Here is a 22,158-nt window from a genome sequence, read left to right as displayed (position 1 = left end):
GCGCAACAGAACGAGAGCGACGCTTAGACAGCAAGTCCGCTACTTTAATCTTGTAATATTCCGCCACGGTCTTTTGAATGTTATCGATCGTCACCAGCTTCTCTTGTAGAGCAAGCAGATCGCGCAGCGCTTCACGAACAAAATCAATCGTAATTGGACGACCAGTAAAGTTCGCGTTCGCGATAACACGGTTCAGTGCACCTTCGAGCTCACGAACGTTCGAACGCAGACGCTTGGCAATGAAGAATGCCACTTCATCAGCAAGGTGGATTTGGTGATCTTCGGCTTTTTTCATCAAGATCGCCACACGCGTTTCAAGCTCAGGCGGCTCGATCGCAACAGTAAGCCCCCAACCAAAGCGAGATTTAAGACGATCTTCAACGCCATTAATTTCTTTAGGATAACGGTCAGACGTTAGAATGATCTGCTGATTACCTTCCAATAGTGCGTTGAAGGTATGGAAGAATTCTTCTTGTGAACGTTCTTTATTAGCAAAGAATTGGATGTCATCGATAAGGAGCGCATCAACGCTGCGGTAGTAGCGTTTGAATTCTTCAATCGCATTGTTTTGCAGCGCTTTTACCATGTCTTGCACAAAACGTTCTGAGTGCATGTAGACCACTTTTGCGTTCGGGTTGTTATCCACAATCGCGTTGCCCACCGCATGCAACAAGTGCGTTTTACCCAAGCCCGTGCCGCCGTATAGGAACAGCGGGTTGTAAGCAGCTCCAGGATTATCCGATACCTGACGCGCCGCAGCCAAACCCAGTTGGTTCGACTTACCTTCAACAAAGTTGTCGAACTTGTGTTTTGGGTTCATGTTTGAGCGGTGATTGATAGCCGCAATCGCTTGAGCGTCGTCATCCCAGGTTTTGTGTACTGGCTTACGCGCTTGTAATTGTGCAGGTGCAGATGACTCGGCAGCCACATCTGCAGGCGTACGTGTCGGCGCTGGTTTTGGAGCAGAGACAGGTCGGCTCCCCACTTCAAAGCGTAAGTTAGGAATATCGCCACCGCAGTATTCCTGCAGTAAGCGAGTAATATTGTTCAGATACTTATCACGCACCCAGTCCAACACAAAGCGGTTTGGCGCGAATAGAGTGAGAGTATTGTCATTGAGCTCCGCTTGTAGCGGACGAACCCACATGCTGAATTCTGTAGCTGGTAGCTCTTCTTGAAGCTGCTGCAAACATTGCAGCCAAAGCGAAGATGACACGGTGCCCCCACTGAGTAATTGAATTATCGGAAAAGACTGGCAATTTTACCTGTTGATAACCAAGATCGCCAGCGATTGATCGACGATCCAGTGAATAAGATCCAAGTTATTCACAATTATTTCTGCAAACTTGATGAGATCAACACACCTTGCCCCAAATTTGCCCACACAACGATCCACAATTGGGCAAAATTCACAAGATCGAGCGATTGGTGATAAGTCTGTGTATTATTTTATTCCCAATGCTGATTTTGTCGATCATTTCGCTAGGTTCAGTTCGCATTTTCGTCACATTTAACATTCTTCTTCTATTATCTAATAACTCACAGGTCTAGGTTATTGCTCTTGGTTATTTATTTAATTGAGCTAACTAACAGTAGTATTTCCAACCATAAAATTATGGAGATGTATTATGAAAAACTGGATTAAGGTTGCCGTTGCAGCCATTGCACTGTCGGCAGCAACCGTACAAGCCGCTACTGAAGTCAAAGTTGGTATGTCAGGTCGCTACTTCCCGTTTACTTTTGTAAAGCAAGACAAGCTACAAGGCTTTGAAGTCGACATGTGGGATGAAATCGGTAAACGTAACGATTACAAAATCGAATACGTAACAGCCAACTTCTCTGGTTTATTTGGTCTTTTAGAAACTGGTCGTATCGATACGATCTCCAACCAAATCACCATGACTGATGAGCGTAAAGCTAAATACCTATTTGCTGACCCTTACGTTGTAGATGGCGCACAAATTACCGTGCGTAAAGGCAACGACAGCATCAAAGGTGTTGACGATCTTGCGGGCAAAACCGTTGCGGTGAACCTAGGCTCTAACTTTGAGCAACTGCTGCGTCAATACGACAAAGACGGCAAGATCAATATTAAAACGTACGACACAGGTATCGAACATGACGTGGCGCTCGGTCGTGCAGATGCATTTGTAATGGATCGTCTTTCTGCTTTAGAACTGATTAAGAAAACTGGTCTTCCTTTGGAATTGGCAGGCGAACCGTTTGAGACCATTCAAAACGCATGGCCTTTCGTGGACAACGAGAAAGGTCGTAAGCTGCAAGAAGAAGTAAACAAAGCACTGGCTGAGATGCGCGCAGATGGTACAGTAGAGAAAATTTCCGTGAAGTGGTTTGGCGCTGACATCACGAAATAAGAACTCTTTGTACTTTAGGCCGCAAAGTGGTATCACTCTCGGACTAAAATAAACTTACGTAAAGGTGGAACTTGTTTTCCACCTTTTCTTTTCTCTAGCCTTTAGGTAAGCCGTATGGGATTTGACTTTAATTACATGTTGGAACTGCTGCCGATATTGCTGAAATATCTTGGCACAACCATGGAAATGGCGACATGGGGATTGGTGTTTTCGCTGATTTTATCCGTCATTTTAGCCAATATTCGCGTATTTAAACTGCCAGTTCTGGATCAATTAAGCCAACTGTACATCAGCTTCTTCCGTGGCACCCCACTGTTGGTTCAGCTTTTCCTGCTTTATTACGGCTTACCGCAAATTTTTCCATTGATGGTCGGTATCGACGCCTTTTCAGCAGCGGTTATCGGTTTAACGCTGCACTTTGCCGCTTATATGGCGGAAAGTATTCGTGCCGCCATTATTGGCATTGATCGCAGCCAAATGGAAGCGAGCTTATCGGTCGGTATGACGACATCCCAAGCAATGCGCCGAGTGATTTTACCTCAAGCAACGCGTGTCGCACTGCCTTCATTGATGAACTATTTCATCGATATGATCAAGTCAACGTCTCTCGCTTTCACGCTTGGTGTGGCCGAAATCATGGCGAAAGCACAGATGGAAGCCTCATCAAGTTTCCGTTTCTTTGAAGCTTTCCTTGCGGTTGCTCTTATTTACTGGGGCGTGGTGGTGATTCTGACTCGCGTACAAATCTGGGCAGAAGCAAAACTGAATAAGGCGTACGTACGATGATTAAGTTAGAAAATATTCACAAACGTTTTGGTGAGACTGAAGTGCTGAAAGGCATCGACCTCGATATTAAGCAAGGTGAGATCATCGTGATTATCGGCTCAAGTGGTACGGGTAAATCAACCTTGCTGCGTACGGTGAACTTTCTAGAACAAGCAGATGAAGGTCGTATCACGATAGATGACATCTCCGTTGATACTCAAAAACACACTAAAGCCGAAGTATTAGCGCTGCGTCGTCGAACTGGCTTTGTGTTCCAAAACTATGCCCTGTTTGCCCACATGAATGCGCGCCAGAACATTGCCGAAGGTCTAGTGACCGTTCGAGGTTGGAAAAAAGCCGATGCTCTCAAACGAGCGCAACAAATTCTGGATGACATCGGCCTTGGGGATAAAGGCGATAGTTATCCAGCGTCATTATCTGGCGGCCAACAACAACGTGTGGGTATCGGCCGAGCGATGGCGCTGCAACCAGAACTGCTGTTGTTTGACGAACCAACTTCTGCGCTGGATCCTGAATGGGTCGGTGAAGTTCTCTCATTAATGAAGAAGTTAGCTAATCAGCATCAAACCATGCTGGTGGTGACGCACGAGATGCAATTCGCGAAAGAAGTCGCTGATAGAGTGATCTTCATGGCGGAAGGCAATATCGTTGAGCAAGGTTCTCCACAGGATATCTTCAATAATCCACAAGATCCTCGTTTGAAAAAATTCCTTAACCAAGTAGGAATAGAGTAACGATCAAGCATCAGGATCGATTGATCCTTGAGATTTTACTCACACTACGTATAATCGCCCGGCCGGAATTTCGTACTCATTGAGTCATTGACACATTATGTGAGTGTGATTACAATTCCGCCTCTTTGTTGAGAGGCGTCGGTTGTCCTTCTCTATATAAAGAGCTTCTTTATATAAGAAAGCAAATAACCACGCCGGGTTTAACAAGAACCTAAAACTACTGATCAGTAAAGGTAATTATCATGAAACGCACTTTTCAACCTACAGTTCTAAAGCGCAAGCGTACTCACGGCTTCCGTGCTCGCATGGCAACTAAGAACGGTCGTAAAGTTATCAACGCACGTCGTGCAAAAGGCCGTGCGCGCCTATCAAAATAATCGCTAGTTTATTTTGAACACGTACGCGTTTAATCGGGAGTTACGTTTGTTAACTCCCGAGCATTATCAAAACGTCTTCCAGCAAGCTCATCGAGCTGGCTCGCCTCATTTCACCATCATTGCTCGCAATAACAAACTTTCTCACCCACGATTAGGTTTAGCGGTTCCCAAAAAGCAAATCAAAACGGCTGTCGGTCGTAACCGATTTAAGCGTTTGGCTCGTGAAAGCTTTCGTAACAATCAACATCAGCTTCCAAACAAAGATTTTGTTGTGATTGCAAAGAAAAGCGCGCAAGATTTAAGCAATGAGGAAATTTTTAAGTTGTTTGATAAGCTATGGCAACGCCTGTCTCGCCCTTCACGTGGATAGCCATTGGGCTCGTTTATCTGTATCGCTGGTTTATCAGCCCTTTGATTGGTCCTCGTTGCCGGTTCACACCAACCTGTTCCACTTACGCGCTAGAAGCTTTGAGAGCTCACGGTTTTGTAAAAGGATGTTGGTTATCAGGCAAACGTCTATTAAAATGCCACCCTTTGAATGAAGGGGGGTATGACCCCGTTCCACCAGTCCAAAAACAAGACAGAGATAACTAACGATGGATTCTCAACGTAATATCCTGCTCATCGGTTTGGCCCTGGTTTCTTTTTTGCTGTTTCAACAATGGCAAGTTGCAAAGAATCCAGAACCTCAAGCAGTTGAACAGGCTCAATCAAGCAGCACTCTACCTGCACCATCTTTTGCTGATGAACTTGACCCAGTTCCTGGTCAACAGCAAGCTTCTGCAAAAACTATCACAGTAACGACTGATGTTTTAACTCTGTCGATCGACACCGTTGGTGGCGATGTGGTACATGCCAACCTTAACGAATACTCTGCTGAGTTAGATTCATCAGATTCCTTTGTTCTGCTTAAAGACGCTCAAGGTCACCAATTTATCGCTCAAAGCGGTCTAGTGGGTCCTCAAGGTATCGACTTGAGCAGCACAAATCGCCCTCACTACAACGTAAGTGCAGACAGCTTCACAATGGCTGACGGTCAAGATGAACTTCGCGTTCCGATGACATTCACTGCAAACGGCATCGAATACACCAAAACTTACATCTTTAAACGCGGCAGCTACGCGCTTAATGTTGAATACGATGTAGTGAACAACTCAGGCAACAACGCAACATTTGGTATGTACGCTCACCTACGTCAAAACCTAATGGACGATGGTGGTAGCATCACAATGCCTACTTACCGTGGTGGCGCATACTCAACAGAAGATACGCGTTACAAGAAGTACAGCTTTGATGATATGCAGGATCGCAACCTGTCTCTTAACCTAGCCGATGGCCAAGGTTGGGCAGCAATGATTCAGCACTACTTTGCCGCAGCTTGGATCCCACGTAACGAACCAGGTACTAACCTATACACTCGTGTAATTGGCAACCTAGGCGACATCGGCGTTCGTATGCCAAACAAAACTATCGCAACAGGCGATCAGGCTAAGTTTGAAGCAACACTTTGGGTTGGTCCAAAACTGCAAGATGAAATGGCAGAAGTGGCACCTAACCTAGACCTAGTAGTGGACTACGGCTGGTTATGGTTCATTGCGAAGCCTCTTCATATGTTGCTTTCATTCATCCAGAGCTTTGTTGGTAACTGGGGTGTGGCAATCATCTGTCTGACCTTCATCGTTCGTGGTGCAATGTACCCACTAACAAAAGCGCAATACACGTCTATGGCGAAAATGCGCATGCTACAGCCTAAGCTGCAAGCAATGCGTGAGCGTATCGGTGATGACCGTCAGCGCATGAGCCAAGAAATGATGGAACTGTACAAGAAAGAGAAAGTGAACCCACTAGGTGGTTGTCTACCTCTTATCCTACAGATGCCTATTTTCATCGCACTATACTGGGCGCTAATGGAATCGGTAGAGCTACGTCACTCACCATTCTTCGGTTGGATTCATGACCTTTCAGCGCAGGACCCTTACTACATCCTGCCGCTATTGATGGGTGCGTCTATGTTCCTAATCCAGAAGATGAGCCCGACAACGGTAACGGATCCAATGCAGCAGAAGATCATGACCTTTATGCCGGTTATGTTTACCTTCTTCTTCTTGTTCTTCCCATCAGGTCTCGTTCTGTACTGGTTGGTGTCGAACATCGTAACGCTTATCCAGCAAACTCTGATCTACAAAGGATTAGAGAAAAAAGGCTTACACAGCAAGTAACCTTTTAGGAAATGATTGAGAAAGGCGGCCAAAAGGTCGCCTTTTTGTTTTTGGCTGATTACAATTCAGCTAATTAATTGTGATGGCTCCCTAGGTATCTTCCCTATAGCCCAGCTCAAAAGGCAAAATTATGACTACAGATACGATTGTCGCTCAAGCGACCGCGCCTGGTCGTGGCGGTGTCGGTATTATTCGAGTTTCTGGCCCTAAAGCCAACCAAGTGGCGTTAGAAGTCACTGGCAAAACACTAAAGCCCCGCTACGCAGAGTACCTGCCGTTTAAGTCAGAAGATGGCACTGTGCTTGATCAGGGCATCGCACTGTACTTCCCTAACCCACACTCATTTACCGGTGAAGACGTACTTGAGCTACAAGGCCATGGCGGCCCTGTCGTGATGGATATGCTGATAAAACGCATTCTAGGTATAGATGGTATTCGAGCTGCTCGCCCTGGTGAGTTCTCTGAACGCGCATTTCTGAACGATAAACTCGACCTCGCTCAAGCCGAGGCGATCGCAGACCTCATTGATGCCAGTTCTGAAGAAGCAGCAAAATCGGCACTGCAATCCTTACAGGGCGCATTTTCAGGCCGCATTAATACCTTAGTTGAGTCGCTGATTCATTTGCGTATCTATGTTGAAGCAGCCATCGACTTCCCTGAAGAAGAGATCGACTTTTTGGCCGACGGTAAAGTGGCTGGTGACCTACAAGCCATCATCGACAACCTAGATGCGGTGCGCAAAGAAGCTAACCAAGGCGCTATTATGCGTGAAGGGATGAAAGTCGTGATTGCGGGTCGTCCAAATGCGGGCAAATCAAGCCTACTGAACGCGCTATCGGGTAAAGAATCTGCAATCGTAACCGACATCGCAGGAACCACGCGTGATGTACTGCGTGAGCATATCCATATTGATGGCATGCCACTACACATCATTGATACAGCAGGTTTGCGTGATGCTTCCGATGAAGTAGAGAAAATCGGTATCGAACGCGCGTGGGATGAAATAGCCCAAGCAGACCGCGTATTGTTCATGGTGGATGGCACGACAACCGATGCCACCGATCCGAAAGATATCTGGCCAGATTTTGTGGATCGCCTACCAGACAACATTGGCATAACTGTGATCCGTAATAAAGCGGATCAAACGGGTGAAGATATGGGGATCTGCCACGTCAATAACCCTACTCTTATCCGTTTGTCAGCGAAGACTGGTGCAGGGGTTGAAGCTCTGCGCGATCATCTCAAGGAGTGTATGGGCTTCTCTGGCAACAGTGAAGGTGGGTTTATGGCTCGTCGTCGTCATCTCGATGCATTAGAACGTGCCGCACAGCACCTTCAAATAGGCCAGGAGCAGCTTGAAGGCTATATGGCAGGTGAAATATTGGCTGAAGAGCTACGCATCACCCAACAACATCTCAATGAGATTACCGGTGAGTTCAGTTCTGACGACTTACTGGGACGAATCTTCTCTTCATTCTGTATCGGGAAGTAAATAATCGAACGCGCGGTGCTGAGCTTAACTCACACCGCGTTTCTTTTTGTACGGCAAGCCATCCATGAGCTTTAGCCGTCGCATTCAATAAGGAAGAAGTATGATCCACATTATTACAGGCAGCACGTTAGGTGGCGCAGAATACGTAGGGGATCACCTGAGTGATCTACTCAACGAGAATGGATTTGAAACAACGATCCACAACCAGCCTTCCCTCAATGATATCGAAAATCAAGGTACGTGGTTGGTGATCACCTCTACACATGGAGCTGGTGAGTATCCTGATAATATCCAACCTTTTATCGCAGCATTACAAAATACACCGCCAAAAATGACTGATGTAAAATTTGCGGTGATTGCGATTGGTGACTCTAGCTACGATACGTTCTGTGCCGCTGGTCAACACGCTTATGATTTATTAGAGGATATTGGTGCAACCCCTCTCGCAGATTGCTTTAAAATCGATGTACTGAGCCATGATGTGCCAGAAGACGCCGCAGAGATGTGGTTAAAAGAGAATATCGAACGTTTTTAAACTCACGACTTTCCCTTCAACAGAGTCGAAATTCGGCTCTGTTTTCTCCCATGTGAATAACTCCCACCAAATTATTTTGTTTAACCGCTCAAAAACCAACCAAACATACTGTGGATAACTACAATAAGATCCAGTGATTTTCCTTTAGTTATCCCAATAACAACTTTGATCAATTTTACCCCCTGTGTATAACCACCACTTTTGATCCCAGGTAATCCTCGATCTGATCCAATCATGATCACAAGATATGATCCAAAGAAGATCCATGATCTTGTTGATCATTTTTAGGTTATCCACAGAAACGGTCGATCCTAATAGTAGATCTAATAAAAGATCATATATATAGATCTTATATATATTTATCTTGAAGCTTAAAACGGATAAAACGAGAAAACGTTTTTCTCTCTGGCATAAAGCAGGTAAAATACGGCTCCTTTATCTGTCCATTAAATCCCTTTGAATACCTGAGGTCAGTTCATGCTTTATCACGAAAACTTTGACGTCATTGTTGTCGGTGGCGGACACGCAGGAACGGAAGCCGCGCTCGCATCTGCACGCACAGGACAAAAAACACTTCTCCTTACCCATAACATCGATACATTAGGCCAGATGTCTTGTAATCCGGCGATCGGTGGTATTGGTAAAGGTCACTTAGTAAAAGAAGTAGATGCTATGGGCGGTTTGATGGCTGAAGCCATCGACCATGCAGGTATTCAGTTTCGTACACTAAATGCCTCCAAAGGTCCTGCAGTACGAGCAACTCGAGCTCAAGCCGATCGCGCTCTGTACAAAACGTACGTTCGTAATGCATTAGAAAATGCGCCTAACTTAACGTTGTTCCAGCAATCAGTTGATGATCTGATTGTTGAACAAGATCGCGCAGTTGGTGTGGTAACTCAAATGGGACTTCGCTTCCATGCGAAAGCCGTTGTGCTAACCGTGGGTACCTTCCTTGGTGGTAAGATCCACATAGGTATGGAAAGCTCGTCTGGTGGTCGTGCCGGGGATCCACCATCGATCGCATTAGCGGATCGACTGCGTGAACTGCCGTTCCGTGTGGATCGTTTAAAAACAGGTACTCCACCGCGCATTGATGCTCGTACTGTTGATTTTTCAGTGCTAGAAGCTCAGCACGGTGATAACCCAACGCCTGTATTCTCGTTCATGGGCAAACGTGAACAGCATCCGCGTCAGATTCCATGTTTCATCACCCACACCAATGAACAAACTCACGATGTGATCCGTAGTAACTTGGATCGCAGTCCAATGTACGCAGGTGTGATTGAAGGTATTGGTCCGCGTTACTGTCCGTCTATTGAAGACAAAGTGATGCGTTTCGCTGACAAAAACAGCCACCAAATCTTTATTGAGCCAGAAGGCCTAACCACGCACGAGTTATACCCTAATGGTATCTCGACCAGCTTGCCATTTGATGTGCAAGTACAAATCGTGCGCTCAATGAAAGGGTTTGAAAATGCACACATCGTTCGCCCAGGTTATGCGATTGAATACGATTTCTTCGATCCACGTGATTTGAAGCAAACGTACGAGACGAAGTTCATCCATGGTTTGTTCTTTGCTGGCCAGATTAATGGTACGACTGGCTACGAAGAAGCCGCAGCGCAAGGCTTGATGGCGGGCCTAAACGCAAGCTTGTTTAGCCAAGACAAAGAAGGCTGGAGCCCACGTCGTGACCAAGCTTACATGGGCGTGTTGATTGATGACTTATCGACCATGGGTACCAAAGAGCCGTACCGCATGTTCACTTCTCGTGCGGAATACCGCCTGCTACTTCGTGAAGATAACGCCGATTTACGTTTAACGGAAAAAGCGCGCGAGCTAGGCTTGATTGATGATGTTCGTTGGGCTCGCTTTAACGAGAAAATCAACAATATGGAAACGGAGCGTCAGCGTTTGAAAGCAACGTGGATGAATCCGAAGTCAAAGGGTGTTGATGAGTTGAACAAGCTGCTGAAAACCCCAATGGCCCGTGAAGCGAGTGGTGAGGATCTTCTGCGTCGTCCAGAGATCACTTATTCGCAACTGACGCAACTTGAAGCGTTTGCTCCTGCTCTTGAAGATCAGCAAGCGGCTGAGCAAGTTGAAATTCAAGTGAAATACGATGGTTACATCAAGCGTCAGCAGGAAGAGATCGAAAAATCACTGCGTCACGAAAATACCAAGTTACCTGCTGATTTGGATTACCGCGATGTAAAAGGTTTATCAAACGAAGTCGTTGCTAAACTGAGCGAGGCCAAACCAGAGAGCATCGGTATTGCATCACGCATTTCTGGTATTACGCCTGCTGCAATTTCTATTCTACTTGTTCACTTGAAAAAGCATGGTTTGCTGAAGAAAGGTGAGGAAGAATAATGAGCGCATTGCGAACAAAGCTGGATTCACTGATCGCGAAAACCGATTTGGAAGTGTCAGAACAGCAACGAGAGCAGTTAGTTGGTTATGTCGAACTGCTCGACAAATGGAACAAAGCATACAATTTAACATCGGTACGTGATCCGCTTGATATGTTAGTGAAACATATTCTTGATAGTATCGTTGTAAGCGCACACCTGCCCGGTGAGCGCTTCATTGATGTTGGTACTGGTCCGGGGTTACCGGGCATCCCTTTGGCAATCATGAACCCTGAGAAAACCTTCTTTTTGCTCGACAGTCTTGGCAAACGCATCCGTTTTATCAAGCAAGTTGTGCACACATTAGGGCTGAAAAACGTGACACCAATTCAAAGTCGCGTCGAAGAATTCCAGCCTGAAGAAAAATTTGATGGCGTTTTGAGTCGAGCTTTTGCTTCAATGACAGACATGGTGGAATGGTGCCACCATTTGCCGAAACAAGAGCACGGGGTGTTTCTAGCGCTGAAAGGACAGCACCCTAAAGATGAAATGGATCAGCTTCCTGAATGGTGCAGTGTGACAGAGATCATATCTTTGGCTGTTCCTGAGTTGGAAGGTGATCGTCATCTAGTAATCTTATCGCGCAAGGAAAATTAGCGAGGTAATCGTGGGTAAAATTGTAGCAATCGCCAACCAGAAAGGTGGGGTCGGCAAAACAACAACGTGCATTAACTTAGCGGCTTCGATGGCGGCAACAAAGCGCAAGGTTTTGGTGATCGATCTCGACCCGCAAGGTAATGCTACGATGGCCAGTGGCGTGGATAAGTATATGGTCGACGCCACCGCATACGATCTTTTGGTCGAAGATACACCGTTCGATCAAGTCGTTTGTACCCAAACAACAGGGAAGTATGATTTGATCGCGGCGAACGGAGACGTAACCGCGGCAGAAATCAAATTGATGGAAGTTTTCGCTCGTGAAGTGCGTCTAAAAAATGCATTGTCGTCAGTTCGCGATAACTATGATTTCATCTTTATTGATTGTCCTCCTTCTCTAAACCTTCTTACAATCAATGCGATGGCGGCAGCTGACTCTGTGCTGGTGCCGATGCAATGTGAATACTTTGCGTTAGAAGGTTTAACTGCTCTTATGGATACAATCAGCAAGTTAGCGGCTGTTGTGAATGAAAACCTCAAAATCGAAGGTTTATTGCGTACCATGTACGACCCACGCAACCGCTTATCGAATGAAGTATCCGATCAACTTAAAAAACACTTTGGGAATAAAGTTTACCGTACTGTCATTCCGCGTAATGTTCGTTTGGCTGAAGCACCAAGTCACGGTAAGCCAGCAATGTACTACGATAAGTACTCCGCAGGTGCCAAAGCGTATCTTGCTCTAGCGGGCGAAATGCTCCGCCGCGAAGAAATCCCAGTTTAACTCTAACCTAAGGAATTCAATCCCATGTCTAAGCGTGGTCTCGGAAAAGGACTGGATGCGTTATTGTCGACCAGTTCGTTTGCTCGTGAAAAACAGCATATTGCATCGCATAGCCAAGAATTATCGGCAGACGGTGAGTTAACCGATTTAGCGATTGGTCAATTGCAGCCGGGCGTATACCAACCGCGTAAAGATATGGCGCCTGAAGCGCTAGAAGAACTAGCGGCTTCGATTCAATCACAAGGCATTATTCAACCAATCGTGGTTCGCCAGGTCGAAAGTGGTCAGTTTGAGATCATCGCAGGTGAGCGCCGCTGGCGTGCTGCAAGGCAGGCGGGTTTAAAACGCGTGCCGTGTTTGGTGAAAAAAGTTGAAGATCGTGCCGCCATCGCCATGGCGTTGATTGAAAACATTCAACGTGAAGACTTGAATGTGATTGAGGAAGCCCAAGCGCTTGAACGTCTACAAGATGAATTCACGCTGACACATCAGCAAGTGGCCGATGTGATTGGTAAATCAAGAACGACGGTCAGTAACCTATTACGTCTGAATCAGTTGGAAGTTGATGTAAAAGGTCTGGTTGCAGATAAAAAATTGGAAATGGGTCATGCTCGAGCTCTGTTAGCGTTAGAAGGCGAACAGCAAGTCGAAGTAGCTCAACAAGTGGCTAAGAAGCAAATGACTGTTCGCCAAACCGAACAGTTAGTAAAAAAGTGCTTAGCCCCACAAAATGAGCAAAAAGGGCAACAAGAGGATACCGAAGCCGAGCAAATGTCGCATAAATTGAGTCAGCTGCTTGATGCAAAAGTTTCTCTTACCCGTTCTGCAAACGGAAAAGCGAAATTGACGATAAGTCTTGATGAGCCTCACAAATTGGACCAACTAATTGCCAAGCTTGAGGCCTAGATGAGATAATTGATTTAGGTCAATTAATCTAATTAATCGAATTTTGTGCGAAAGTTGTCGTTTTGTAAACAAAACTGTAAGTTTTTGATGCAATCGAATTGCTTTACGTTGAACTGAACGTATAATTTTCGCCAATTTCCCAGCACAGAGAGTTAAGTGCGAAGTGGATATTACTAGAGGTACGAATACATGGTAGCTGCGTTAGCTAGACCAGGACGAGAGCTCGCAAGGCAATTGTTAATGATCCAGTCTGGCGCGGTTATTTTTGTGGCAGCAGGAATGGCGGTAGCCATAAATCCTGACTGGGGATTTTCAGCGCTGATTGGCGGAGGCATTTTTGTTGTTGCCAATGCAGTATTCGCGCTGTGTGCTTTCATGTTTAGTGGAGCTCGCGCTGCCAAGCGCATCGCTGCTTCCTTCTATACGGGTGAAGTACTGAAAATTCTCATCACGGTTGCACTGTTCTATGTTGCCTACATGTATATGCAGGTGGAACTTGTTCCCCTCAAACTAACCTATTTGCTGGTACTAGGTATTAATATCTGTGCACCAGTGCTATTCATTAACAACAAAAAATAGGATGAGTTATGGCTGCGCCAGGTGAAGCGCTAACATCGTCCGGTTACATTGCCCACCACCTTTCTAACCTATCGCTATACAAGTTGGGTTTAGTAGGGTCGGAGACAAGTTTCTGGAACGTACATATCGATAGCCTGTTTTTTTCTTGGTTTACTGGTTTAATTTTCCTCGGAATTTTTTACAAAGTAGCAAAGAGAACAACAGCGGGTGTACCGGGTAAGCTTCAGTGTGCTGTAGAAATGATCGTTGAATTTGTCGCCGATAACGTCAAAGACACGTTCCATGGACGCAACCCACTGATCGCGCCTTTAGCACTGACTATCTTTTGTTGGGTATTTTTGATGAACGTGATGGACTTAGTTCCTATCGACTTCTTACCATACCCAGCAGAGCATTGGCTAGGTATTCCTTACCTTAAGGTTGTACCGTCTGCTGATGTGAATATCACCATGGCTATGGCTCTAGGCGTTTTTGCATTGATGATTTACTACAGCATCAAAGTAAAAGGTCTAGGTGGATTCGCAAAAGAACTTGCACTACATCCATTCAATCACCCACTGATGATTCCGTTTAACCTACTAATTGAAGTGGTATCGCTATTAGCGAAACCTCTATCACTTGGTATGCGTCTATTCGGTAACATGTTCGCGGGTGAGGTTGTATTCATTCTTTGTGCGGCAATGCTACCATGGTACTTACAATGGATGGGTTCACTACCGTGGGCAATCTTCCATATCTTGGTTATTACGATTCAAGCCTTCGTATTCATGATGTTGACAATTGTTTACCTGTCAATGGCACACGAAGATCCTGATCATTAATTTTTTTAAAGCTTTTTATTTGGGCACTAAGCCAACAACTATAAATTGGAGATAGTAATGGAAACTTTACTGAGCTTTTCTGCAATCGCCGTAGGTATTATCGTCGGTCTTGCTTCTCTTGGTACAGCGATTGGTTTCGCACTGCTAGGTGGTAAATTCCTAGAAGGTGCTGCACGTCAACCAGAAATGGCTCCTATGCTACAAGTTAAGATGTTCATCATCGCGGGTCTACTTGATGCGGTTCCAATGATCGGTATCGTAATCGCGCTACTATTCACTTTCGCAAACCCATTCGTTGGTCAACTAGGTTAATCACCTTTAACTCGGGACGGGCGATTATCGCTTGTCACTGATTAACACTAAGTCCAAATAGAGGGGTAGCTGTTGTGAACATAAACGCAACTCTGCTAGGTCAAGCAATCTCGTTCGCACTATTTGTGTGGTTCTGCATGAAGTATGTATGGCCACCATTGATGCAAGCGATCGAAGAGCGTCAGAAGAAAATTGCTGATGGTCTTCAAGCAGCAGAACGTGCTGCGAAAGACTTGGATCTAGCACAAGCCAACGCTTCTGATCAATTGAAAGAAGCGAAGCGCACAGCAACTGAGATCATCGAACAAGCGAACAAGCGTAAGTCTCAAATTCTTGATGAAGCTCGCGAGGAAGCTCAGGCAGAACGCCAGAAAATCCTAGCGCAAGCAGAAGCAGAACTTGAAGCTGAACGCAATCGTGCACGCGATGAGCTGCGCAAACAAGTTGCTACTCTGGCTGTAGCTGGTGCTGAGAAAATCCTTGAGCGTTCTATCGATAAAGATGCGCAAAAAGATATTCTCGACAACATTACTGCAAAACTTTAAGTCTGGGGGCGCATATGTCTGATTTGACTACTATCGCACGCCCCTATGCTAAAGCAGCCTTCGACTTTGCTTTAGAGAAAGACCAGTTGGACCAATGGGGCCAAATGTTATCTTTTGCTGCTGAAGTGGCCAAAAACGAACAAATGAACGAACTACTAACGGGTTCGGTTTCTGCTGACAAAATGGCAGAAATTTTTGTTGCAGTTTGCGGCGAACAAGTTGATGCGCACGGTCAAAACCTTTTGAAGGTAATGGCTGAGAATGGTCGTTTATCGGCCCTTCCTGATGTTTGTACGGAGTTTTTTACTCTGAAAAAAGAACATGAGAAAGAAATTGATGTTGAAGTAATTTCAGCAACAGAGCTTTCTGATGAACAACTTGCAAACATTGGCAGCAAACTTGAAAAGCGTCTTGAACGCAAAGTGAAGCTGAATTGCAGTGTAGATGAGACCCTACTTGGTGGGGTTATTATTCGAGCCGGAGACCTAGTCATCGATGACTCAGCGCGTGGTCGTTTGAACCGCCTGAGCGATGCATTGCAGTCTTAATGGGGATTGGAGCATGCAACTTAATTCCACGGAAATTAGCGATCTGATCAAACAACGTATCGAATCTTTCGAAGTTGTTAGTGAAGCTCGCAACGAGGGTACTATCGTATCGGTAAGCGATGGTATCATCCGCATCCACGGCCTAGCGGACGTGATGCAAGGTGAAATGATTGAATTACCGGGTGGCCGTTATGCACTGGCACTTAACCTTGAGCGTGACTCGGTTGGTGCGGTTGTAATGGGCCCATATGCTGACCTTAAGGAAGGCATGAAAGTTACAGGTACTGGCCGCATTCTTGAAGTGCCAGTTGGTCCAGAACTACTAGGCCGCGTAGTAAACACGCTGGGTGAGCCTATCGATGGTAAAGGTCCAATCGAAGCGAAAATGACTTCGCCTGTAGAAGTGATCGCACCAGGTGTAATCGACCGTAAATCGGTAGACCAACCTGTGCAAACTGGTTATAAGTCAGTTGACTCTATGATCCCAATCGGTCGTGGTCAGCGTGAGCTTATCATCGGTGACCGTCAGATTGGTAAAACAGCACTGGCGATCGACGCGATCATCAACCAGAAAGACTCTGGTATTTTCTCTATCTACGTAGCAATCGGTCAGAAAGCATCGACTATCGCTAACGTTGTTCGCAAACTAGAAGAGCACGGCGCACTACAAAACACTATCGTTGTAGTTGCATCAGCTTCTGAATCTGCAGCGCTTCAATACCTAGCGCCTTACGCAGGTTGTGCGATGGGTGAATACTTCCGCGATCGCGGTGAAGACGCACTGATTGTTTACGATGATCTATCTAAGCAAGCGGTAGCTTACCGTCAGATCTCTCTACTACTTAAACGTCCACCAGGCCGTGAGGCATTCCCAGGTGACGTATTCTACTTACACTCGCGTCTACTAGAGCGTGCAGCTCGTGTAAACGAAGAGTACGTAGAGCGTTTCACTAACGGTGAAGTGAAAGGTAAGACTGGTTCTTTGACTGCTCTTCCTATCATCGAAACTCAAGCAGGTGACGTTTCAGCATTCGTACCGACTAACGTAATCTCGATTACCGATGGTCAGATCTTCCTACAAACTGAGCTATTCAACGCTGGTGTTCGTCCTGCTGTTGACCCAGGTATCTCAGTATCTCGTGTAGGTGGTTCAGCTCAGACGAAAATCATCAAGAAACTATCAGGTGGTATCCGTACAGCACTAGCTGCATACCGTGAACTAGCGGCATTTGCTCAGTTCTCTTCTGACCTTGATGACGCAACGAAGAAACAGCTAGACCATGGTCAAAAAGTTACAGAACTAATGAAGCAGAAGCAGTATGCTCCAATGTCTGTATTTGACCAAGCTCTAACTATCTTCGCGGCAGAGCGCGGTTACCTTGATGATGTAGAACTTAACAAAGTTCTAGATTTCGAGGCGGCTCTACTATCGTACGCTCGCGGTCAATACGCTGAACTAGCAGCTGAGATCGACAAGTCTGGCGCTTACAACGATGAAATCGAAGCTCAGTTGAAGAAACTGACTGACGACTTCAAAGCAACCCAAACTTGGTAATTAGGTCGGTGGCAGTTTCTGCCACCAACTAACGGAGAGTAACGATGGCCGGCGCAAAAGAGATACGTAATAAAATCGGTAGTGTTAAAAGCACTCAGAAAATTACGAAAGCGATGGAAATGGTAGCAGCTTCAAAAATGCGTCGTTCTCAAGATGCAATGGAAGCTTCTCGTCCATACGCTGAAACAATGCGTAAAGTGATCGGTCATGTGGCTAACGCAAACCTAGAGTACCGTCATCCGTACCTAGAAGAGCGTGAAGCTAAACGTGTTGGTTACATCATCGTTTCGACAGACCGTGGTCTGTGTGGTGGTTTGAATATTAACGTGTTCAAAAAAGCCGTTACAGACATGCAAGCATGGAGAGAGAAAGGTGCTGAGATTGAGCTAGCCGTTGTTGGCTCAAAAGCAACAGCTTTCTTTAAACATGGTGGCGCAAAAGTTGCGGCACAGGTTTCTGGTCTTGGAGATAATCCAAGCCTACAAGACCTAATCGGCTCTGTTGGCGTAATGCTGAAGAAATACGATGAAGGTGAACTGGACCGTCTATATGTAGTATTCAACAAGTTTGTAAATACTATGGTTCAGCAACCAACGATCGATCAATTGCTACCTTTGCCTAAATCGGACAGCGAAGAGATGCAGCGTGAGCATTCATGGGACTACATCTATGAGCCTGAACCAAAACCTCTACTGGATACGCTATTAGTGCGTTACGTAGAGTCTCAGGTATACCAAGGTGTGGTTGAGAACCTTGCTTGTGAGCAAGCGGCTCGAATGATTGCGATGAAGGCTGCAACGGATAACGCAACCAGTTTGATTGACGATTTGGAACTTGTGTACAACAAAGCCCGTCAGGCTGCGATTACACAAGAACTATCAGAAATCGTTGGTGGTGCAGCTGCGGTTTAAGCTTAGGTAAAACGAAATAGTTTAGAGGATTAACGATGGCTACAGGTAAGATCGTACAGATCATCGGTGCGGTAGTCGACGTAGAGTTCCCACAGAGCAATGTACCTAGTGTATATGACGCTCTAAACGTAACGGACTCAAAAGAGCGTCTAGTTCTTGAAGTTCAACAACAGCTAGGCGGTGGCGTAGTTCGTTGTATCGTAATGGGTAGCTCTGATGGTTTACGTCGTGGAGTTGAAGTGGTTAACACTGGCGCTCCAATTTCAGTACCAGTAGGTACTAAAACTCTAGGTCGTATCATGAACGTCCTAGGTGACGCAATTGACGAGCGTGGTGAAGTGGGTGCGGAAGAGGTTTACTCTATCCACCGTAGTGCACCAAGCTACGAAGAGCAATCAAACGAAATTGCACTTCTAGAAACGGGCGTTAAAGTAATCGACCTAATTTGTCCATTCGCTAAGGGTGGTAAAATCGGTCTATTCGGTGGTGCAGGTGTAGGTAAGACCGTTAACATGATGGAACTTATCAACAACATCGCACTACAGCACTCAGGTCTATCAGTATTTGCTGGTGTTGGTGAGCGTACTCGTGAAGGTAACGATTTCTACTACGAGATGCAGGAAGCGGGCGTTGTAAACGTTGAGAAGCCTGAAGAATCAAAAGTAGCGATGGTTTACGGTCAGATGAACGAGCCACCAGGTAACCGTCTACGTGTTGCACTGACTGGTCTAACAATGGCAGAGCGTTTCCGTGACGAAGGTCGTGACGTACTACTGTTCATTGATAACATCTACCGTTACACACTTGCAGGTACAGAGGTATCAGCACTACTAGGTCGTATGCCTTCTGCGGTAGGTTACCAGCCAACTCTTGCAGAAGAGATGGGTGTACTTCAGGAGCGTATCACGTCAACGAAATCAGGTTCTATCACGTCTGTACAGGCGGTATACGTACCAGCGGATGACTTGACTGACCCGTCTCCAGCAACAACGTTCGCGCACTTGGATGCAACGGTTGTACTTAACCGTAACATCGCTGCAATGGGTCTATACCCTGCGATCGACCCGCTAGATTCAACATCTCGTATGCTTGATCCACTAGTCGTTGGTCAAGATCACTACGAAGTTGCTCGTGGTGTTCAGCAGACTCTTCAGCGCTACAAAGAGCTGAAAGATATCATTGCTATCCTAGGTATGGACGAGCTATCTGAAGAAGATAAGCAAGTTGTATCTCGTGCACGTAAGATTGAGCGTTTCCTAACTCAGCCTTACCACGTAGCAGAAGTATTTACAGGTGACCCTGGTATTTACGTACCTCTAAAAGAGACTCTACGTGGCTTTAAAGGTCTACTAGCTGGTGAATACGACGACATTCCTGAGCAGGCATTTATGTACTGCGGTAGCATCGACGATGCTATTGAGAATGCGAAGAAGCTATAAGGCTAACTAGGAGGCGATATGGCAGCAATAACCTTTCACCTAGACGTAGTAAGCGCTGAGAAGAAAATCTTCTCTGGTCGTGTTGAAACGTTTCAGGTGACCGGTAGCGAAGGTGAACTTGGTATTTTCCATGGTCACACACCGCTGCTGACCGCTATCAAGCCTGGTATGGTGCGTATTGTGAAACAGCACGGCCACGAAGAAATTATTTATGTTTCTGGTGGTATGGTAGAGATTCAGCCTGGTACAGCGACTGTACTAGCTGATACAGCTATCCGTGGTGAAGAGCTAGACGCAGCGAAGGCAGAAGAAGCCAAACGCCGCGCTGAGGAGCAAATCCAGAATCAGCATGGTGACATGGACTTCGCACAAGCGGCCAGTGAACTGGCTAAAGCCATTGCTCAGCTACGAGTTATCGAGCTGACAAAAAAGCGTCGCTAAGCTCAATTAGCAACGTTGCATGAAAAAAGGCGGCCAATTGGTCGCCTTTTTGATTAATTTTAGTTGGAAATTTACCTTACTCCATTAACTATTTTAAAAGAGCTGTTTAAAATAACGGCCAATTAACATAAAACGTCAATAGGTTATCAATGAAATTCAGTGCTGTGATTCTTGCAGCGGGTAAAGGTACCCGTATGCATTCGAACATGCCTAAAGTGCTACACACTTTGGCAGGCAAGCCAATGGCAAAACATGTGATTGATACATGTACAGGTCTAGGTGCACAAAATATCCACTTGGTCTTTGGTCACGGTGGTGATCAAATGCAAACCACTCTTGCAGAAGAGCCTGTAAATTGGGTGCTTCAAGCGGAGCAGTTAGGGACTGGTCATGCGGTTGATCAAGCATCTCCTCGCTTTGAAGACGATGAAAAAATCCTCGTGCTTTACGGTGATGTTCCACTGATTTCAGCTGAAACGATTGAAAACCTATTAGATGCACAGCCAACTGGCGGTATTGCTCTGCTCACCGTTATGCTTGATAACCCGACAGGCTACGGTCGTATTATCCGTAAGAATGGTCCTGTTGTTGCGATCGTTGAGCAAAAAGATGCAACAGAAGAACAAAAACAAATTAAAGAGATCAACACTGGCGTGATGGTTGCGACTGGTGGGGATCTTAAGCGTTGGTTGTCTGGCTTAAACAACAACAACGCACAAGGCGAATACTACCTAACTGACGTTATTGCAGCTGCACACGATGAAGGTCGTGCCGTTGAGGCAGTACACCCAGTCAATGCCATTGAGGTGGAAGGGGTCAATGACCGCGCGCAGCTTGCTCGTCTAGAGCGTGCTTTCCAGTCAATGCAAGCTCAGAAGCTGCTAGAGCAAGGTGTCATGCTACGCGATCCAGCACGCTTTGATTTGCGTGGTGAGTTACAGTGCGGTATGGACTGTGAAATCGACGTGAATGTTATCATCGAAGGTAATGTTTCACTGGGTGATAACGTGGTTATCGGTGCGGGTTGTGTACTGAAAGATTGTGAAATCGACGACAACACCATCGTTCGCCCTTACAGTGTGATTGAAGGTGCAACGGTTGGTGAAGAATGTACGGTTGGTCCATTTACTCGCCTTCGTCCTGGTGCTGAAATGCGTAACGATTCCCATGTGGGTAACTTCGTTGAAGTGAAAAATGCGCGCATCGGAGAAGGTTCAAAAGCGAACCACCTAACTTACTTAGGTGATGCAGAGATCGGTCAACGTACTAACATCGGTGCAGGTACGATCACTTGTAACTACGATGGTGCGAACAAGTTTAAAACCATCATCGGTAATGATGTTTTTGTTGGTTCTGATAGCCAGCTGGTGGCGCCTGTCACTATCGCTGATGGCGCAACCATCGGTGCAGGCACGACACTAACAAAAGATGTTGAAGAAGGTGAGTTAGTAATTACTCGCGTCAAAGAGCGCAAAATTACTGGCTGGCAGCGTCCTGTAAAACAGAAATAAGCATTACCTACACTCTGTCAAAGCCGCTCAACAAGAGCGGCTTTGTTGTTTCTAGCTAAGGCTTCATCGCTAGTAGCTAGGAATGGCAATACGTTTTTCGAGCCAACGAACGGCTTGAGATACAAATAGGATGAGCAACAAGTACTCCAAAACGAGGAAGGTATAAATCTCTAAGGGTAAGTACTCATTCACCACCAGCTCATTAGCACGGCGAGTGAGATCGCTTAAACCAATCACGCTGACTAAAGAACTCATCTTGAGAATGTAGACAAATTGATTA

24 protein-coding genes and 1 pseudogene are annotated in these 22,158 nt (G+C 45.9%); 23 read left to right on the top strand and 2 right to left on the bottom strand.

Translation table 11 applies throughout. The annotated features are described in order from the left end of the window. On the bottom strand, window positions 1–1,216 hold a 1,216-nt coding region (gene dnaA / locus IQR33_RS20315), incomplete at its 3' end, for a chromosomal replication initiator protein DnaA (protein ID WP_322631790.1). Between the two features lie 412 nt (window positions 1,217–1,628). Between dnaA and IQR33_RS20310 the strand changes: the two genes are divergently transcribed. The 23 genes from IQR33_RS20310 to glmU all read left to right on the top strand — a co-directional run bounded on the left by IQR33_RS20310 (window position 1,629) and on the right by glmU (window position 21,878). Beyond that, window positions 1,629–2,375, top strand: a complete 747-nt coding sequence (locus IQR33_RS20310; RefSeq protein ID WP_005378831.1) for an amino acid ABC transporter substrate-binding protein — start codon at window positions 1,629–1,631, stop codon at window positions 2,373–2,375. 114 nt (window positions 2,376–2,489) lie between these two features. Next, entirely contained in the window at window positions 2,490–3,161 is a 672-nt protein-coding gene (locus IQR33_RS20305) for an amino acid ABC transporter permease (protein WP_005378829.1), read from the top strand. Continuing rightward, window positions 3,158–3,895, top strand: coding sequence for an amino acid ABC transporter ATP-binding protein (locus IQR33_RS20300; protein WP_149192463.1), 738 nt, complete (start codon window positions 3,158–3,160; stop codon window positions 3,893–3,895). Before IQR33_RS20305 ends, IQR33_RS20300 begins: the two co-directional genes overlap by 4 nt. A gap of 242 nt (window positions 3,896–4,137) precedes the next feature. Further along, the gene (rpmH, locus tag IQR33_RS20295) at window positions 4,138–4,272 is read left to right on the top strand and encodes a 50S ribosomal protein L34 (RefSeq protein ID WP_005378825.1); all 135 of its coding nucleotides are present in this window, start codon (window positions 4,138–4,140) and stop codon (window positions 4,270–4,272) included. 46 nt (window positions 4,273–4,318) lie between these two features. Further along, window positions 4,319–4,642 (top strand): ribonuclease P protein component, encoded by a 324-nt coding sequence (gene rnpA, locus IQR33_RS20290; RefSeq protein WP_005394102.1) that lies wholly within the window; start codon window positions 4,319–4,321, stop codon window positions 4,640–4,642. Next, window positions 4,609–4,866, top strand: a complete 258-nt coding sequence (gene yidD, locus IQR33_RS20285; protein WP_005378822.1) for a membrane protein insertion efficiency factor YidD — start codon at window positions 4,609–4,611, stop codon at window positions 4,864–4,866. The genes rnpA and yidD overlap by 34 nt, the downstream gene beginning before the upstream one ends. A gap of 2 nt (window positions 4,867–4,868) precedes the next feature. Continuing rightward, window positions 4,869–6,491 carry a membrane protein insertase YidC gene (gene yidC, locus IQR33_RS20280; protein WP_005383834.1) on the top strand — a complete coding sequence of 541 codons (1,623 nt, stop codon included), beginning with the start codon at window positions 4,869–4,871 and terminating at the stop codon, window positions 6,489–6,491. 130 nt (window positions 6,492–6,621) lie between these two features. Continuing rightward, window positions 6,622–7,983, top strand: a complete 1,362-nt coding sequence (gene mnmE / locus IQR33_RS20275) for a tRNA uridine-5-carboxymethylaminomethyl(34) synthesis GTPase MnmE (protein WP_005383836.1) — start codon at window positions 6,622–6,624, stop codon at window positions 7,981–7,983. 100 nt (window positions 7,984–8,083) lie between these two features. Then, on the top strand, window positions 8,084–8,518 hold the full coding sequence (gene mioC, locus IQR33_RS20270) for an FMN-binding protein MioC (RefSeq protein WP_053304046.1): 435 nt from the start codon (window positions 8,084–8,086) through the stop codon (window positions 8,516–8,518). Window positions 8,519–8,995: 477 nt separating this feature from the next. Beyond that, window positions 8,996–10,891 (top strand): tRNA uridine-5-carboxymethylaminomethyl(34) synthesis enzyme MnmG, encoded by a 1,896-nt coding sequence (gene mnmG, locus IQR33_RS20265; protein WP_193837680.1) that lies wholly within the window; start codon window positions 8,996–8,998, stop codon window positions 10,889–10,891. Next, window positions 10,891–11,526, top strand: a complete 636-nt coding sequence (gene rsmG / locus IQR33_RS20260) for a 16S rRNA (guanine(527)-N(7))-methyltransferase RsmG (protein WP_005378902.1) — start codon at window positions 10,891–10,893, stop codon at window positions 11,524–11,526. Before mnmG ends, rsmG begins: the two co-directional genes overlap by 1 nt. Window positions 11,527–11,536: 10 nt before the next feature. Continuing rightward, the gene (locus IQR33_RS20255; protein WP_005383838.1) at window positions 11,537–12,310 is read left to right on the top strand and encodes a ParA family protein; all 774 of its coding nucleotides are present in this window, start codon (window positions 11,537–11,539) and stop codon (window positions 12,308–12,310) included. A gap of 24 nt (window positions 12,311–12,334) precedes the next feature. Continuing rightward, window positions 12,335–13,216 (top strand): ParB/RepB/Spo0J family partition protein, encoded by an 882-nt coding sequence (locus IQR33_RS20250; RefSeq protein WP_017821562.1) that lies wholly within the window; start codon window positions 12,335–12,337, stop codon window positions 13,214–13,216. Between the two features lie 189 nt (window positions 13,217–13,405). Beyond that, complete coding sequence (locus IQR33_RS20245; protein WP_005378921.1) at window positions 13,406–13,795, top strand: F0F1 ATP synthase subunit I; 390 nt, start codon at window positions 13,406–13,408, stop codon at window positions 13,793–13,795. A gap of 8 nt (window positions 13,796–13,803) precedes the next feature. Further along, a complete protein-coding gene (gene atpB, locus IQR33_RS20240; RefSeq protein WP_005378922.1) occupies window positions 13,804–14,616 on the top strand; it encodes a F0F1 ATP synthase subunit A in 813 nt (270 codons plus the stop codon). 57 nt (window positions 14,617–14,673) lie between these two features. Then, the gene (atpE, locus tag IQR33_RS20235) at window positions 14,674–14,928 is read left to right on the top strand and encodes a F0F1 ATP synthase subunit C (RefSeq protein WP_002540812.1); all 255 of its coding nucleotides are present in this window, start codon (window positions 14,674–14,676) and stop codon (window positions 14,926–14,928) included. Between the two features lie 74 nt (window positions 14,929–15,002). Continuing rightward, complete coding sequence (atpF, locus tag IQR33_RS20230) at window positions 15,003–15,473, top strand: F0F1 ATP synthase subunit B (RefSeq protein WP_005378929.1); 471 nt, start codon at window positions 15,003–15,005, stop codon at window positions 15,471–15,473. Between the two features lie 14 nt (window positions 15,474–15,487). After that, window positions 15,488–16,021, top strand: a complete 534-nt coding sequence (gene atpH, locus IQR33_RS20225; protein WP_053350671.1) for a F0F1 ATP synthase subunit delta — start codon at window positions 15,488–15,490, stop codon at window positions 16,019–16,021. 13 nt (window positions 16,022–16,034) lie between these two features. Continuing rightward, a complete protein-coding gene (gene atpA, locus IQR33_RS20220; protein ID WP_005378931.1) occupies window positions 16,035–17,576 on the top strand; it encodes a F0F1 ATP synthase subunit alpha in 1,542 nt (513 codons plus the stop codon). Between the two features lie 44 nt (window positions 17,577–17,620). Then, complete coding sequence (atpG, locus tag IQR33_RS20215) at window positions 17,621–18,487, top strand: F0F1 ATP synthase subunit gamma (RefSeq protein WP_005378932.1); 867 nt, start codon at window positions 17,621–17,623, stop codon at window positions 18,485–18,487. A gap of 35 nt (window positions 18,488–18,522) precedes the next feature. Next, window positions 18,523–19,926, top strand: coding sequence for a F0F1 ATP synthase subunit beta (atpD, locus tag IQR33_RS20210; protein ID WP_005383849.1), 1,404 nt, complete (start codon window positions 18,523–18,525; stop codon window positions 19,924–19,926). A gap of 18 nt (window positions 19,927–19,944) precedes the next feature. Next, entirely contained in the window at window positions 19,945–20,367 is a 423-nt protein-coding gene (locus IQR33_RS20205) for a F0F1 ATP synthase subunit epsilon (RefSeq protein ID WP_005378937.1), read from the top strand. Window positions 20,368–20,516: 149 nt separating this feature from the next. Next, entirely contained in the window at window positions 20,517–21,878 is a 1,362-nt protein-coding gene (gene glmU / locus IQR33_RS20200; RefSeq protein ID WP_193837681.1) for a bifunctional UDP-N-acetylglucosamine diphosphorylase/glucosamine-1-phosphate N-acetyltransferase GlmU, read from the top strand. A 69-nt stretch (window positions 21,879–21,947) separates the two neighbouring features. Here the strand turns inward: glmU and IQR33_RS20195 are convergent. Then, window positions 21,948–22,158 (bottom strand): annotated as a pseudogene (locus tag IQR33_RS20195) (amino acid ABC transporter permease); the annotation flags it as partial.

The organism is Vibrio sp. OPT46 (assembly GCF_015163535.1).
Classification (GTDB): Bacteria; Pseudomonadota; Gammaproteobacteria; order Enterobacterales; family Vibrionaceae; genus Vibrio; species Vibrio alginolyticus.
This window is presented reverse-complemented; position numbering and strand designations above follow the sequence as displayed.